Source organism: Bradyrhizobium sp. 192 (assembly GCF_023100965.1).
In the GTDB taxonomy this organism is placed as follows: domain Bacteria; phylum Pseudomonadota; class Alphaproteobacteria; order Rhizobiales; family Xanthobacteraceae; genus Bradyrhizobium; species Bradyrhizobium symbiodeficiens.
Map to the genome: position 1 here is coordinate 7,468,541 of NZ_CP064690.1, position 13,822 is coordinate 7,482,362.

Here is a 13,822-nt window from a genome sequence, read left to right on the forward strand (position 1 = left end):
TTACTGATTTTTGCGACCTGACATTCATCCTGGAGTCTTGGAAAAGCGTGGAAGGATAAAATCACACCGGTGTCCGACATGACTCATCGAGGTGTACACGTCCTATTGCTCAATATTTTCCAGACTGCTCAAGTTGGTCGAAAAGCTGCTGGACATTCGATTCGAGAAAGCCAGTCTCTCCGCCTCGATGAATGATTTCGAAGCTAAGCCCCGTTTCAATGGACCGACTTGAGAAGGCCTGCGTCAATCCAGGACCTCGAATCACACTCGTATCGAATCCCAAGCCACGAGATTTTAGAGCCTCTACAGCAGCATCGACGTCATCGACCTCAAGAGCGATATGAGCAACTCCAACGCCGTGATGGCGCACGAGCTCTGAGACCTGAGACGTCGGTTCAGTGCCCTGGCACAGAACAAACCTGATTCCTCGGGTCTCAAGCTCGGCAGATAGCATGCCGGTCGCTCGACCCTTGATGTGAAACCGGCATTTCAATTCAAAGCCCAGCACGTCCCGAAAGAACTCAATAGAGGCTTCAAGGTCGAGCACAGCAATCGCAATATGATCGATCCCGCGAAATTGTGACAGCGAACTCGCGCTTGTTCGGTTGCCATCTATAACGGCACCCTGTTTGGCCTTACCACCGGTGGTCTTGGGCATAACATCCTCGCTCTCACTCGCAGAATTTGAACAGCGAAGCGACCCATCGCGAACGACGCTGCTACCAACAGATCAGTTCCGTTCTAAGATCAAGATCCCTCACCATCCTTTGCTCGAGTTCCGACAACTCAGCCTTATACCTGGCCACATCCAATTGAGCGCGAAGGAGCTTCGCTTTGAGCTCTTCTCGTAGCCTTAGGGCTTCTCGGAATTCCGGCGACTCCAGCATAAGTAAAGAGCACATGTACTAACCAGTGAAATGAAGGCAGCCGACCAGCGCGGTCTTTCGAGACCGCGCGGGGCAGAAGGTCGACTGTCGGACCGCCTCATCCGGCTCATCGCAAAACCTACATTATATTCGGACTTGGCGGGCGTCGCTGCCGCCCTCCAAAATCCGCAGCAACCAACGGCTCTGCCCCGCGTCCCTAGCAATCAGTGTGCCGCAAAAGGGGTGGTGCGAGTGTTGCTTAAAGAATGGCAAAAACCTCGTGCTTCGCACTGAGGCGGCGGGCTACGCGCCAGCCTTACTGTCGGACGTCCTACATGCACGTCTTCAACCGGACACGGCTCATCACAACGACACGGACCGTCAGTGAAGAGATCACCTCTGGTGCCGTTGGAACGTGTTCCCGCAACCATGATTGAAATGGACCCCGATTTTAGGACCAGAGGCTTAGTTGGAAAAGGGCCGCTCCGTTTGATAGACGGAGGGCATGATGACGAAAAGACACGACGGAAGATCGACGCGGCGTTGAAGGCAAAGATCGCGCTGGAAGCCGTGCGGGAGCAGGCGACGGTGGCCGATCTGGCCAGCGCCATGAGGTTCACGCGAACCAGATCTATGCCTGGAAGAAGCAACTGCTGGACCAGGCGGCCCGAGTTTTTGACGCGGGTGTCCGGCGGGAGAGCGAGGACGTGCGCGAACGCGAGGCCACAAGATCTATCCCTATCTGCTGCGCAACATGACGATGGTGTTGAAAATCTCCGGCGTGCCGTACGTCGCCAGCGCCTCTTCCAGAGCCGCCACGCAGAACGAGACGTCCATCGTGTTCGACAACCGCCACGCCAGAACCGCACGGCTCGCCCAGTCGATGACGGCGACGAGATAGAGAAAGCCACGGCCGATGGGCAAATACGTGATGTCGGCCGCCCACACCTGGTTTGGCCGGTCCCGGCGCCGGCTTCGTCGTGTTCGGCTTCGGTCCCAGCGCCGCGATGCCCATCTTGCGCATCAGGCGCTGCACGCGTTTGCGATTGACCTGAAGCCCCTCAGCCTTCAGCATAGTGGTCATTCGCCGCGAGCCCAGGAACGGCCAGGCGGTGAACAGCTCGTCGATCCGCTGCATCAGGGCAAGGCCGTTGTCGTTGGCCGGCCGTGGCGGCCGGTAGACCCCAGAGCGCGCGATGCCAAGCAACATGCATTGCCGGCGGATCGACAGCGCCTGGGTCGGCGCGATCGAGCATTCCTCGACGGTCCGGCGTGCTCATCTTCCGGACCTCCGTGCTAAAAAATCGCGCTCGACTGTCAGTTGTCCGATCTTGGCGTGCAGCTTCTCGATCTCCGACCAGGGCAGTCAGTTCACCAGTGCGCCTTCACCCGGCGCGTTGGCGGGCGCAGGGATCAAGATCTCCATGGATGGCCGCGGTCGTTGGATGGACTACGTCTTCATCGAGCGGCTGTGGCGGTCGCTCAAGCAATGAGGACATCGTGTGCTGTGGAAGTCAGGCTTCGGCATGAAGCCTGACGAAGCTTTGTCAGAGATGGAGGAGGGCCCTCCGAGGTCGGCCTGCAGGGGAAGACTTCAAACCAGTCCGAGCTGCGAGGGTAAAGAGCCCTGGTGGTGAGCGTTGGAAGAAAAGGCGGAGGAAACTCCGTCAGGTGAGGTCCGAGGAGACGAACGTAAGTAAACCGCTGATGACGTGTCGTAACATGTTCTATCGACGTCGAAACCGGGATCAGGATGTCTATCCCGCGAGCAAGGGTTGGGAGGAGCCTGCTGACTGCCCAACCGGCGTCCGGCATGAAGGCGGCGTGACCTCGGATCAGGCTTTGACAAGGAACACAGGAACCTGTCGCTCCGATGTGAAGGGAGGACTCCAAGCGGCCCGTCGCCGCAAGAAGCAGAGTACCGATGCGGAGCACAGGCGCGGCCCCTCAATAAACCTCCATCTATTTGATTTTGCGCAATATTCTTACAACTTAATCAACACCATACCAACAGCGCTACCAACACCTTCCGGAGGCTGGCGGAGTTTCGCCGGGGATAACGATCCCGCGAGCATGCCCGGCCGATGAATGCGTGTGTAATGTCGGTACCTGCAACCAGAGGCACATCATGGCGCGGACGCGGGTCACCGAGGATCACTTTCAGGTCGACGAAAACGAGGTCACCCACACCCGGCCCAACGATCGGTGGCCGGCCTCTCCCGGCCGCCCGGAGCCAGCTGTCTATTCTCCCGGCATGCTGGGAAGCGTCCTCCCGAACGGTGATGACTACTGGCGCGAAGCCGTCGAACCGATCGCCCTGAAGCTTCTCGCCGCCCGTCCCGACGCACAGAAATGAACCGGCTTGAGAAATTCGTCGAGCGAGGCGCCTTCGGAGAAGGTCCCGGCCGCGCCGCGTACGTGCTCGATCCTACGAAGCTGCCCAAACCCAACAGCGGCTTTGAGTGGCGCGTTGTGAGCGACTTTAGACCCGGCGAAGCCATCCTCGCGGAGCCCGGGCTGAAACCAGTATTCCAGGCGGCACTGAAACAGGGCTGCGCAGTGGTCGAGCGATGACACTCGTTTTGGTCATCCCAACCGTCGCTGGCCTGATTGTAGCGGCGGATAGCCGTCTGGGTATCAGCACTCCGGATTGGACCATCGTTTGCGACAACGTATTCAAGATCACCGAAGTCGAAGGGGTCGACCGGACAGTGGTCTTTACGAGCGGATACGGCACAATCTGGGCCCTTGCGGGCGTGCAGACCGACAAGGTCTGCGAACATGTCGCGTCAAACAAGCCAAAATTTGATGCGCAAGCGATCCTCGCGAATACGGCCCGGGGGCCGGGGGCAAGTTTGGAGGACATCGCTCGGGAGGTGGTTCTGGCGACCGCCGCCTATATCGCTTCCCATCCGGCAGACTACGCGACGCGGATCGGTCAATTTCTGTTTCAGTCGGCTTTAGCGCGTTTCGATCCGGACACCAGAAGGGCCAGCGTCGAAAGCTTCTCGGTCACGCTCGGCGTCGATCTATCGGTAAGCGCTACCGATCTGAAAACTCAACAGTACTTCCCTATCGATGGCTGCGGGCTCAAAGTTTTCGGCGAGGCCAACTACCTCACGAACGCGGTTTTCAATGGACCCGGAAGGCAGTTTCTTGGCGAGCGGTACGGACGTTTCCGCAACGCCATGACGACGATCGAACATGCGGAAGCAGAGCCAGCAGCTGACTTTGCAGTCGAAATCATCGAAGCGGCCTCACGGACGACTTCGATAGTTCCCTCAGAGACAGGTATTGGCGGGCCCGTTGATATTGTTCTTGTCGGGGACGACACTCGCCCGCAGCGCTTGCGCTGGAAAAGCGGCGGCGCTTGATGCCGCCGGCCGTGGCCCGGCGCGCGATCTTCCAACGGCGAAGTTTCCTCAACACATTGCGACGTTTGAGGTCATCCTGAAGGCGATCGGAAATAAGCAACTCCCATGAAACAAGCAAAGGACGTAGCGCCGGTGGAAGCAGATCAAGAGCGAGTTGCACGTCAGAATGCGGAGCGTGAAGACGAACTAAAGCGCGTTCCGCTTCAAACAATCGAAAAGACCCGGTGGCCACGGAACGTGCGACCGATCTCGATGAAGGAAAGCGACGGGCTTGGCATCGACAACGAGGGGCGCTTGCACTGGAACGGCAAGCCGGTGGAAATCATTGGCCGAAGGCTTGATCTAACCGGCTATCAAATATTTCTGGCGAGCGTAGTCGCGATCTTTACCGTTGTTGGAGGCGTCGGAGCGGCCGCCCAAGGCTGGGCGGCTTACCATGACTGGGCTTGCAGAAATAAGCAGCCGGCTCTGCTCAGTTGCCCATCCAATTGAATTCCATGCTCGAACGCGCTCCATTTTTAACGTGCCCGTTATGCGGCGAAGCAACGCTGGGCATCCTATCCGCCGGCGGATCGACGCTTCGACGACGCTGCCGGGCTTGTCGACATGCAGTATCAGTACCCCTTCCCGGCTTGTCGAAGAAAGTCGTCTATCTAGATCAGTTCGCAATCAGCGAAATTTACAAGGTCAAATCGGGTCGACGACGCGCCCAATCGGGTGGCCAAGCCTTCTGGGAGGAAGTTACGGCGCAGATCGATCGCGCCTGCCTGCTCCAACAGGTCATTTTCCCCGGCTCCAACATACATCGAGATGAGACCATCGTCTCACCGTTTGCAAGTGACCTAGCGCTAGCTCATGAAATGCTGAGCGGCGACGTATCGTTCGCGAACTTCGAACATATAGAACAGCGGCAAGTTCTTGACTACGCGAAGACATACCTCAACGGCCGCGCCGCGCCGTCTCTCTCCTTCCATGTCGACGAAGTTCTAGAGGGAGCCCGAAACGATTGGCTCCCCGATATGCACATTACAACCGACATGGACTATGCGGTCTTTGCCAATGGAATTCGTCGTCACCGCGACGAAACGGACGCCAGCTGCAAGGTGTTGTGGCAACGCTGGATTAGGCAAAAACCGACGTTTAACGAAGTCTTCAGTCATGAGTTCAACGATTTCGGCAACGCCAAAAAAGGCGCACTGAAATATGCAGCTCAACAAGCGCAAACGGCCCTGCAATCACACGATACTCGCGAATTCCTGAACCGACTGTCGTATCCAGCGCTGGAGGAATTTAACCAGCTGAAGCAGTTATTTCGAGACCATGGAATTGCTGAACGCGAGCTAGCTTCGTCAGTATTTGCGTTCTGGGACTGGCCCGAAAACAGGAACATGCCCACACACAGGATATCGGCATATCTCTTCGCTGGGCTGTCGCGGCGGCTCGTCTCTGCCGGGCAGAAGAAGCTGCCGTCCAAAGGAATGATGAATGATATCCGGGCGATCTCCACGTACGGCCCTTATGTCGATGCCATGTTTATCGATAAGGGCTGCGCCTCGTTGCTTTCGGAAGAGCCGCTGCGAAGTGAATTGAGGCTGAAGGCGGAAATATTCTCATCCACTTCTGGGCAAGCTTTCTTGCAGTATCTCCAGCGCCTTGACGACGAAACGCCCGCTAACGTACGGCGCCACGCTCGGGAGATTTATGGGATTTGAGCTTTCCCGTTCCTTCGCGGTCCCGGCACGGCTACTGCAGGTCGTGTCGAACGGAACCCCGAGCGACACTGATGGCGCGCACTCAACCTGATAGGACGTCTCGATGACCTCGGAAGACTTTGTACAGAGATGGAGCTTGGACCGGATAGAGTATGCCACCCGTTTCGATAAGCTCTCCATGGCATCATGCATTGTCGAAGCCCGTGGAAATGGGACCGTAAACCAAGCTTCTGGCTTTTTTTGGCGTCATGCGGGTCAACCGGTGTTCATCACCAACTGGCATGTTGTCACGGGAAATCATGCGTTCACTGGGCATAGCAAGACGGGGTGGTCGCCTGACACGCTAGTGGTACGATATTGGGAGCCAACGTCGTTAAACGAACCAGCAACGGGCAACACTCTGTTTTTTCGATGGCCCAGCATCGAACTGTCGTTATATGACGGAGACGGCGTACCAACGTGGTTGCAACATCGGGATTTCGCAGAGAAGCGCGTTGACGTTGTTGTGCTATCACTCCCCTCGGGCGACACCTCGCGCATTATTTGCGTAAACGACTATAGATTTGAGAAACTGTTCCACATATCGGGCGGGAATGTCTTCGTCGTTGGCTTCCCCCTGAAGGCGAACGATAAAGAAATCAATTTTCCGATTTGGAAACGCGGCAGCATCGCAAGCGAAATCCTCTTGCCATGGCGTTTCAGATATCCAGCTTTTGCGATTGATGCCAGGACGTCTAGCGGCATGTCCGGCTCGCCTACGTTCGCGCGGGTGATCGGTCCCGCCGTTCTAAGTAACCTGACTACCAATCTCGATGCGGCTTCAACGACCGAGTTTCTCGGTGTTTACTCTAGCCGCTTACCGGACGATGAAGGTGATCCGAGCATCGGGCTGGTGTGGCACCGGTCGGTGATCGATGACATTTTGATATCACCGGCTCCGGGCCAACGGGTGATCTGATGTACGAAAGGACGTGCCGCCTGATCCTATCAGCCGCGTCGGGCCACGGTGTGATGCCGAGGGGCGAATTATGAAGGGATACTTCGAGAAGAGGCGCATCGCATACGGAGCGCTAGCTGCGCTCTTTCTGGTCTCGCCTGAAGTGGCGACCGCCGGCGAGCGATCGACCGAGACGCCGGAATGCAAGGAAATTACGGCACGGATCATGGAGCGGACCAACACGCATTTCGACCACTTCTCGCCGTCCGGCGGAAGCGTCTTCTTCAAGGGGCCGGACATGGTCCTTATCTGCGACCCGAAGTTCGTCACCTATGTTTCCCTGAACTGGGATGCGAGCGGCTTTCCTCCGAATGATTGGTTTGCGTTGGCGGCGACCGCAGGAAGCGCCGTAACGGCGCTGATACGAAGAAATTGGAAGCGGCGGCGCATCGGTGCCACCGTGCTGCGCTCAAGGAAGCGGAGGAACAAGCTAGCGTCGCTCTTCCCAGTGCAACGGTTGGATGTCAGGCGTTCACCAGAGATGGAGGGGGCGTGGTCGTTGATGTCGCGATACCCGTGCGGAAGAATTGAAATACGCAATCTCTATGCGATCACGACCTTCGCAAGCCGGCGCCCGACGTGTTCAGCACTAGCGGCGCGCGTGGTCCGAAACGCCGCTTTGCAGGTCAAGGCAGGCGCGGCAGCACAGACTGCCGCGTTGTTGCCCGCGAAATAGCCAGAGCCTGCCCGAATTGGTTAACGGGTTGTTAATCGGCGCTCGGCAGGCTTGCGGTCAGCGCTGCCGATTAGCCCCCCAGCCACGGTGGCGCGAGCGATGGCCGGCGGCAGTGATGCACGCCGGCCATTTCATGCTGTCTGCGTTGTCTAGGGCTTAGTGGGACAACGAACGCCGCCACCCAGCCCGCAATCATCCACTAATCGTTTCGTCAGACCTTTTGGTTAGCAATCTGCCGCCGAGGCGGGAGGATTGCCGTCCCGCTCATGCAATCCAGACGTTCCGCCTGTTTCACGTCCGGGTGGTCCTCAGTTACTTTGCCGGCGTGCTTTGGGGGATCGCGCATATGCCGCAGGGGTTCGTCTACATTCTCGTTTCGCCGAACAGCGACTACATAAAGATCGGCCGCACCGAGCGGCCCATTAGCGAACGGCTTCGCGGAATAAATGGGGGCGAGGCATACGCTGCTTACGGTCCATGGGAATTGTCCGACTTTGTCCACGTGACGGACTGCTCGGTAGTGGAGAGCGCGGTCCATCGCCATTTTCGTACGAGAAACGAGGAAGTCGAGGGGACACAAGAGCTATTCAGCGTGCCCCCGCACGAGGCGAGAGAGCGGCTGCGTTCCATCAGCGATCCACTTCGCGTTGATCCCGCGAGAACGGATCAACTTTTTCACAATACGGACGTCCGCTTGTTTCTCTTTCGTTTGTTCCAGCTTTCTGGATTGTTTGGGAGCCTCGACATTCAAGGTGCATGGACCCTAAGCGTTCTCCCGCAGACCAACGGAGGGCGTTGGTTTACGGTCAACATCGGGTCGCACGAAGTCGCGTTCAGCACGCGAACGCCAATGGGCGGAAAGTTCTCGCACTACCTCGTGCTCGATCGTTTGATTCTGGAGTATCCCAAAACGATCATGTGGCTCGGCCAACGTGGAGGGGATGTTCTACAGGCCGATTACAAAGCCGCGGAACGCGCTGTATGTGTGAATTTCGACGAGGATTTTGCAAAGGCCGAACGCATCTTCGCCCTGGACGGAGTTCGGCGCGCCATGGTCGCTTATTGGGCTGATGCTCTGGCCGATCTTCGCGAGAGGAATGCAAAGAGCGTCTACGCAAGGTATCATTCCTACGATGCGGTGTCCCAATTGCTCGAATACAAACGGGCTAGAGACAAGGTGGTGATCGGCTCGTAGAAGCTAACGGATGCCGAGCCTTTTCCTGACGGACGCCGCGCGGATAAAGGTGCAATGCCCACGGAAGACGCGCGCGTGCGTGATGCCGTCGGGGCAACAACGGCCACAATCCGTTCTGTCAAGCCAGAACGTCTGGAAAAGTATTTCCGAAGAAGGGCAAGTTCTTTCCAAAAGACAGGAACGGACTGCGCACGAAAGACGAACCTGAGTGGTCGAGCTGATCCATCCCAAGGCGATGCAGGTGATCCTTTTGCATAGGCGACGAATGCGGCGTCTGGATGCGCGGAGTGGGACGATGCGAAGGTGCTAGCGTCCGCTCGCGGAGGCGACAAGGAAGACGGTCAAATCGACCTCGGGGTACTCCAGTGAGCAACTGCAAAAACGATTGTCACTTGTCGCCGAGCGTACGAGCGGTAATCTAAACTCATTTCGCGCAGCTTGATTTCAGCACCTTAGGAGATCGCCATGCCGAAGAGCGACACGGCCGTGTACGACGCAATGCGTCCTGATCCGAACGGACATCGGGAATGGGCCGGCCGACTGGGAACGCGCGAGGCGATAAGACGCGATGGTCTAGAGCTCGACGCTACCTCGCTCGCTTACTGTCCCCACGAGTGGATCAATGCCGCGGGCTATGTTGACCTCGAATTGGTGCGCAAATTCCCGCTGAAGTTTGCGCTCTGACCTCATGGCAAATCAGGACCAAGAGGCAAGCGCTCCGCCTGCCAGCGAGAGAACTATCCGGCGGCTCCTAGGTCGAGCTGCGAAGCGCCGGCGTCCATACCAGCCGGTGCCATCGGTGCCGTTCGGCACTGAGGCAGACCCAAACCGTGAATTCTCCCGGCGAAAGGAAAGATCTGAGGTTTGGTTCTTCGTCTTCTTGCCGATCTTCATGCTGCTCTTCGCGATCGTCGAGAAGATGCACGTGCGGCAAAGGGCTAGAGAGCGTTATGGACCAAAGCGCGTCGGGCGACTGCGGTGAGGTCTGTTAAGGTACTTTGTCCTTCCTCAGCCGGTTGGCTCAATTGCTCAGCGATGTACTTCCGGCTCTCATGACCGCCACCGTGCGGAAGCTCGGACAACGTCCATGTTTGCCTTGCCTGCGGTGAGACCATGAGCTTCCGAAAATCGATCTACGAACCATTGCATCAACGGTTGTTGAGCGAGCGTGGACAAATCGTTCGGCTAACCTTCTCCGAGATGGAAGAGATACTTAGGAGAAAGCTTCCGGCATCGGCTCAAAAATTTTCGGCGTGGTGGCGTAACGAAAGCTCCATGAACGTTGGACATACCCAAGCAAGGGCTTGGATGAACGCGGGATTTCGGGCGCATGCTTCGATCAAGGATCGTATCGTCGAATTCCGCCGGGTTTGATCAAACTGTCGGCCTTACCGCTTGTCGAAGGCCTTCGCACGCTGGAGCAGCACGGTTTGAAGTCCGGTAATGATCAACTTGTTCAACGTCTCACAATCGTTCCGCGACAGGTGGGGAAGCTGTCGCGAAGTCTTCCACTGCTCAATGGCGGCGGTGACGGCGGCGCGCAATTCGTCATCAGTCGGGCTCGGGCTGGTCATCGGTCGACCCCAATGCGATCGCCTACAGCTTGGCGCCTTTTGCGATGCAATTCAACCTTCGATGTACCGATTGAGGAGTTGCTTCGGCGCGGGCGAACTGACGATGCGATCGGATCGGATCGCTACCCCCATGTGCGTCGCTCGATCACTCTGGTAACTGAGCAAAGAACTTCCCACTCATTCTACTCGCCCGGCCGCGCTGTTTTTGAAAGCGCTGCAAGCGAGCGTAAACCGCTTGGCGGGTGCGGCGTAGCCGGTCGCCGACCTCTTCAGCTGTGGCACCTCCGCCAAAGAGCGAGAGCAATTCCGCCTCTTCGTCCGGCAACCACGGACGCGTCGATGTGCGACTATTCGTCATTCGCGATGCCCGCAACGCTTAAATGCGCGGCGGCGCTGGCCGCCGCGGTGGGTCGGGAAAGCGAGCTGGCCGCACTGAGCGCGGCGGCGCCGGCAAGCGGCTGGGCTCAGGGGCGCGATTACCGCGCGTCATCCACGCTGCTAGACGAGCGTAGCTTCGCCTGAGAGCTGGAACGAACCAAGCAGATGCGTCCTCGTGATCCATGCCTCGGAACAATATCCATGAACCATTTAGAAAAGATTGCCGGCTATTCCCGATCGGTAACTGATCGTAAACGATGCGATGGCAACAAACGGCCATGGAAACCGAACGCCCGCTTGAAACGATACGTCAAGACATCGGTCGGCAGGAAAAGCGCAAGCCGCTTTTTAATCAGTATCACCGGCAAATGCTCGATCCTCTTCGTGACCGCGATTGGGTGTCCTCTTCGAAGCTTCCCGATCACCCCGGAACAACGCTCGCTCTTTTACGCAACGGATGCATGGAGCGACGGTCAACCGGCGAAGGTGTCGAATATCGTATGACGGAAGCCGGTCTGTTGGAGCTTAGCCGGCCGCGATAATTCAAGCGCGGAGAGGAGGCAACGCGGTGTCAACAGCCATGGAACTGATCGTCGCTAGCTACGTCAAGGTGCGTGACCGACGCGCTCTGGTCGACTTGCTGACACATCGTCGCAAGGTGCTAGCCCAGCTGCAAGCCGTGTCGGGCATCAACCCAGAAAACGCGGTCAAAGCAATCCAAAAGGAATTGGCGGTGATCGAAGCCGGCCTCGAAGAACTTAAACCTCCGCCCGGTTCGCTGCCTGAGAACGAGTGGAACTAGCGATGCGCGCTAACAAGATCAATTGGGACAAGATCGGCCGCATGACCGAGCCCGGCCGATACAAATGCTTCTTCGGCTATCTAACCGTCACGTCAGACGACATCGAAGCGTGGACGCGCTATACCGACGCGACGTTCACTTTGATTGCGGGGCCGACGACTGAGCAATCGGTGGGCGAAGATTACCGTTTAGGCGCGTTCGACATCGGCGATCCACAACAGTAGGGCGGTTCGCCGTCGGCGAAGCCTATCAGGCTGCCCCTTGCGCCGACCTCGCCAAGGCGCTTGGCCCCGATCTTGGACCGTATTTCAGCACGTCGCGCACCAATCGTCAGGAAATGGAACGAGCAGCCAGGGCCCGTCCTCATTGTTATCGTTTGCAGCTACCGGTCTCCCGGTCGCTAGAGGCTGGGCGGCGAACTCTTCCACCTCAGCGGCACTCGCCGCGTTACGCTCGGCGCACGTTAAATCGCTTTGCATGAACAAAACTCCCCACCGGGGCACGATCGAATTTGCAGCGTCTTCGAAAAATATGGATCAAAAAATTAGGCGCGCGAGAAGATATCAGGCCCCTTTGGCAAGCGATAGGAGCGCGGCCCTGTCCTTTTTGACAAACTACTGCATGTACTCGTTGAGCGGCTGGCCGCCTGATGTCCGGTTTACCGCGAACAGCGGCCGAAGAGCTAATGGTCTCCTAGGTCGCAGATCGGCCAATAAGGGACATTGGCCTCTTCGCGCGTGAGCGAACCTGAGGTAGCTTAGTAGCAGAGCTGCCTCCGGGGACGGGCCGAGCACTTGGATCAGACTGAGAAGTCGTGTGAATCAAGGTGACGAGGAGCCTGCTATGGATTGGTACGACTTAGACGCACTAATTGACGAACTCGAAACGCATGTAACATCGAGTTTCAGCCCTCTTGAATCCAGAAATACGAAGTCCCCGATGGGTGAGTTATTCGGAAAACTCGTCTACGACTGGCGACCAGCATGGGACAAAGCGCGGGAAATCCAAGAGGCCTTCGAATCTGGCGTTCGCTATCCAACGCAAGGTCAACGACAAGAGACATGGACCCGCTTCAACAATATCCGGAACGATCTGTCGAAGCGTAGCAACGCGGATCGCGAAAGAGTATTTTCCGTTTCCAAAGATTGGCGAGATGAGATCATTGCTGACTTAGAGTTGGCCCGTTACTCAAAGTTTGCAGACGCATTGTTTTTCTTTGATCCAACCACCGTCGACGAAATGAAACAACTAGGTGAACAGCTTAATAAGACCAGCCGCAGATTGTCGGAGCACAAGGATCAAATGCTTCGAGAGCACAAGGAGGAATGCTTCCAGCGGATTCAGGAAGTTCGCGCAACTCACGATCTGTTTTGGGGGGAATACAGAAAACAGAGAGAAATTCGCCAACAAGAACATGGCGAGCGAATCAGCGACGTGCTGACCCGCATCCAAAACAACATTTCAAAAAATTATGAAAAGAAGGAGAGAGCGGAAGACGCCTTGGAGCGTGTGGAAGCTAACATTTCGAAACTGTGCGGAATGCTAGAGAACGCTAGCAGTGACGAGTACCGGGAGAGGGTGGAGGGTTGGCTCGCCGAGGCGGAGGCGAAAAAAGAGAGCATTGAGGAATCGGTTAGACGCATAGAGGAATGGATTGAGCAAGATGAACGCCGGCGCGCTGATATCTTTAGTAAACAGCGGTAGCGGCCATAAGTGCGAAGGCGACAGAAGGATCGTATTGGAGCCACGTCGCCTTTAGGTCACAAGCTCCGATCACGCCCAAGCTGGGAGACTTCCGCATTGCGTCGGTAACCTGCCTGCCGCGCAGCGCGCGGCGGAAGCGATCGCTGCGAACCCGGAGAAATCTAATCGATCCATCGCAGAGGCGATCGGCGTCAACGAAAAGACGGTTCGCAAGGCTAGCTCAACTGCGGACCAGTCCGCAGTTGAATGCGTGTCGGCAAAGATGGCAACCCGCGGCGTTGCCTCCAGACGCTGCTGTAGCCGCTCTAGCCTTTTCCGAGCGGCTTCTTTCACAGCACGCTTGGCCTTCATGTCCGCGTCAGTCATTCCAGCAATGCGGAAGGTCCTGATCCTCGCTCTGGCGTGTTCGGTCTCAGTGACGCCCAAGTCGTTGCCCAACGCTTCGGGGGTCCAAAACCTCCGCCTTCTGAACGCGGCTTCGATCGCGTCTTCGCGGCCGGCCGGTGACATCCACCCACATCTAAAGGCAAGGAAGTTGGTAGCC

General features: G+C 57.2%; 17 protein-coding genes and 1 pseudogene. 15 read left to right on the forward strand and 3 right to left on the reverse strand.

Going from position 1 to position 13,822, the window contains the following annotated elements:
- Window positions 1-109: 109 nt before the first annotated feature.
- A complete protein-coding gene (locus IVB24_RS34960) occupies window positions 110-658 on the reverse strand; it encodes a VOC family protein (protein WP_247348853.1) in 549 nt (182 codons plus the stop codon).
- 946 nt (window positions 659-1,604) lie between these two features.
- The gene (locus IVB24_RS34965) at window positions 1,605-1,790 is read right to left on the reverse strand and encodes a DDE-type integrase/transposase/recombinase (RefSeq protein ID WP_247771119.1); all 186 of its coding nucleotides are present in this window, start codon (window positions 1,788-1,790) and stop codon (window positions 1,605-1,607) included.
- A gap of 419 nt (window positions 1,791-2,209) precedes the next feature.
- On the opposite strand from IVB24_RS34965, the pseudogene IVB24_RS34970 reads away from it, so the two are divergent.
- The 10 genes and pseudogenes from IVB24_RS34970 to IVB24_RS35015 all read left to right on the forward strand — a co-directional run.
- Window positions 2,210-2,353 (forward strand): annotated as a pseudogene (locus IVB24_RS34970) (IS3 family transposase); the annotation flags it as partial.
- 641 nt (window positions 2,354-2,994) lie between these two features.
- Window positions 2,995-3,222, forward strand: a complete 228-nt coding sequence (locus IVB24_RS34975; RefSeq protein ID WP_247442938.1) for a hypothetical protein — start codon at window positions 2,995-2,997, stop codon at window positions 3,220-3,222.
- Window positions 3,219-3,440 (forward strand): hypothetical protein, encoded by a 222-nt coding sequence (locus IVB24_RS34980; protein ID WP_247298834.1) that lies wholly within the window; start codon window positions 3,219-3,221, stop codon window positions 3,438-3,440. Before IVB24_RS34975 ends, IVB24_RS34980 begins: the two co-directional genes overlap by 4 nt.
- Window positions 3,437-4,240, forward strand: a complete 804-nt coding sequence (locus tag IVB24_RS34985; RefSeq protein ID WP_247771120.1) for a hypothetical protein — start codon at window positions 3,437-3,439, stop codon at window positions 4,238-4,240. The genes IVB24_RS34980 and IVB24_RS34985 overlap by 4 nt, the downstream gene beginning before the upstream one ends.
- Before the next feature lie 105 nt (window positions 4,241-4,345).
- Complete coding sequence (locus IVB24_RS34990) at window positions 4,346-4,732, forward strand: hypothetical protein (protein ID WP_247442943.1); 387 nt, start codon at window positions 4,346-4,348, stop codon at window positions 4,730-4,732.
- 140 nt (window positions 4,733-4,872) lie between these two features.
- Window positions 4,873-5,952 (forward strand): hypothetical protein, encoded by a 1,080-nt coding sequence (locus IVB24_RS34995; RefSeq protein ID WP_247771121.1) that lies wholly within the window; start codon window positions 4,873-4,875, stop codon window positions 5,950-5,952.
- Between the two features lie 103 nt (window positions 5,953-6,055).
- Window positions 6,056-6,910: a trypsin-like peptidase domain-containing protein gene (locus IVB24_RS35000; protein ID WP_247442947.1), complete on the forward strand. Its 855-nt coding sequence runs from the start codon at window positions 6,056-6,058 to the stop codon at window positions 6,908-6,910.
- A 70-nt stretch (window positions 6,911-6,980) separates the two neighbouring features.
- Window positions 6,981-7,625 carry a hypothetical protein gene (locus IVB24_RS35005; RefSeq protein WP_247442948.1) on the forward strand — a complete coding sequence of 215 codons (645 nt, stop codon included), beginning with the start codon at window positions 6,981-6,983 and terminating at the stop codon, window positions 7,623-7,625.
- Window positions 7,626-7,971: 346 nt separating this feature from the next.
- Window positions 7,972-8,820, forward strand: coding sequence for a GIY-YIG nuclease family protein (locus IVB24_RS35010; RefSeq protein WP_247442950.1), 849 nt, complete (start codon window positions 7,972-7,974; stop codon window positions 8,818-8,820).
- A 465-nt stretch (window positions 8,821-9,285) separates the two neighbouring features.
- Window positions 9,286-9,504 (forward strand): hypothetical protein, encoded by a 219-nt coding sequence (locus IVB24_RS35015; protein ID WP_247442952.1) that lies wholly within the window; start codon window positions 9,286-9,288, stop codon window positions 9,502-9,504.
- A 704-nt stretch (window positions 9,505-10,208) separates the two neighbouring features.
- On the opposite strand, the gene IVB24_RS35020 is transcribed toward IVB24_RS35015, so the two are convergent.
- Window positions 10,209-10,394, reverse strand: coding sequence for a hypothetical protein (locus tag IVB24_RS35020; RefSeq protein ID WP_247442953.1), 186 nt, complete (start codon window positions 10,392-10,394; stop codon window positions 10,209-10,211).
- A 339-nt stretch (window positions 10,395-10,733) separates the two neighbouring features.
- On the opposite strand from IVB24_RS35020, the gene IVB24_RS35025 reads away from it, so the two are divergent.
- The 5 genes from IVB24_RS35025 to IVB24_RS35045 all read left to right on the forward strand — a co-directional run bounded on the left by IVB24_RS35025 (window position 10,734) and on the right by IVB24_RS35045 (window position 13,278).
- A complete protein-coding gene (locus IVB24_RS35025; protein ID WP_247442955.1) occupies window positions 10,734-10,916 on the forward strand; it encodes a hypothetical protein in 183 nt (60 codons plus the stop codon).
- A 134-nt stretch (window positions 10,917-11,050) separates the two neighbouring features.
- Entirely contained in the window at window positions 11,051-11,314 is a 264-nt protein-coding gene (locus IVB24_RS35030) for a hypothetical protein (RefSeq protein WP_247771122.1), read from the forward strand.
- Window positions 11,315-11,352: 38 nt separating this feature from the next.
- Window positions 11,353-11,574, forward strand: a complete 222-nt coding sequence (locus tag IVB24_RS35035; protein ID WP_247442957.1) for a hypothetical protein — start codon at window positions 11,353-11,355, stop codon at window positions 11,572-11,574.
- Window positions 11,575-11,576: 2 nt separating this feature from the next.
- Complete coding sequence (locus tag IVB24_RS35040) at window positions 11,577-11,798, forward strand: hypothetical protein (RefSeq protein ID WP_247442958.1); 222 nt, start codon at window positions 11,577-11,579, stop codon at window positions 11,796-11,798.
- 715 nt (window positions 11,799-12,513) lie between these two features.
- A complete protein-coding gene (locus IVB24_RS35045; RefSeq protein ID WP_247771125.1) occupies window positions 12,514-13,278 on the forward strand; it encodes a hypothetical protein in 765 nt (254 codons plus the stop codon).
- Window positions 13,279-13,822 lie beyond the last annotated feature (544 nt).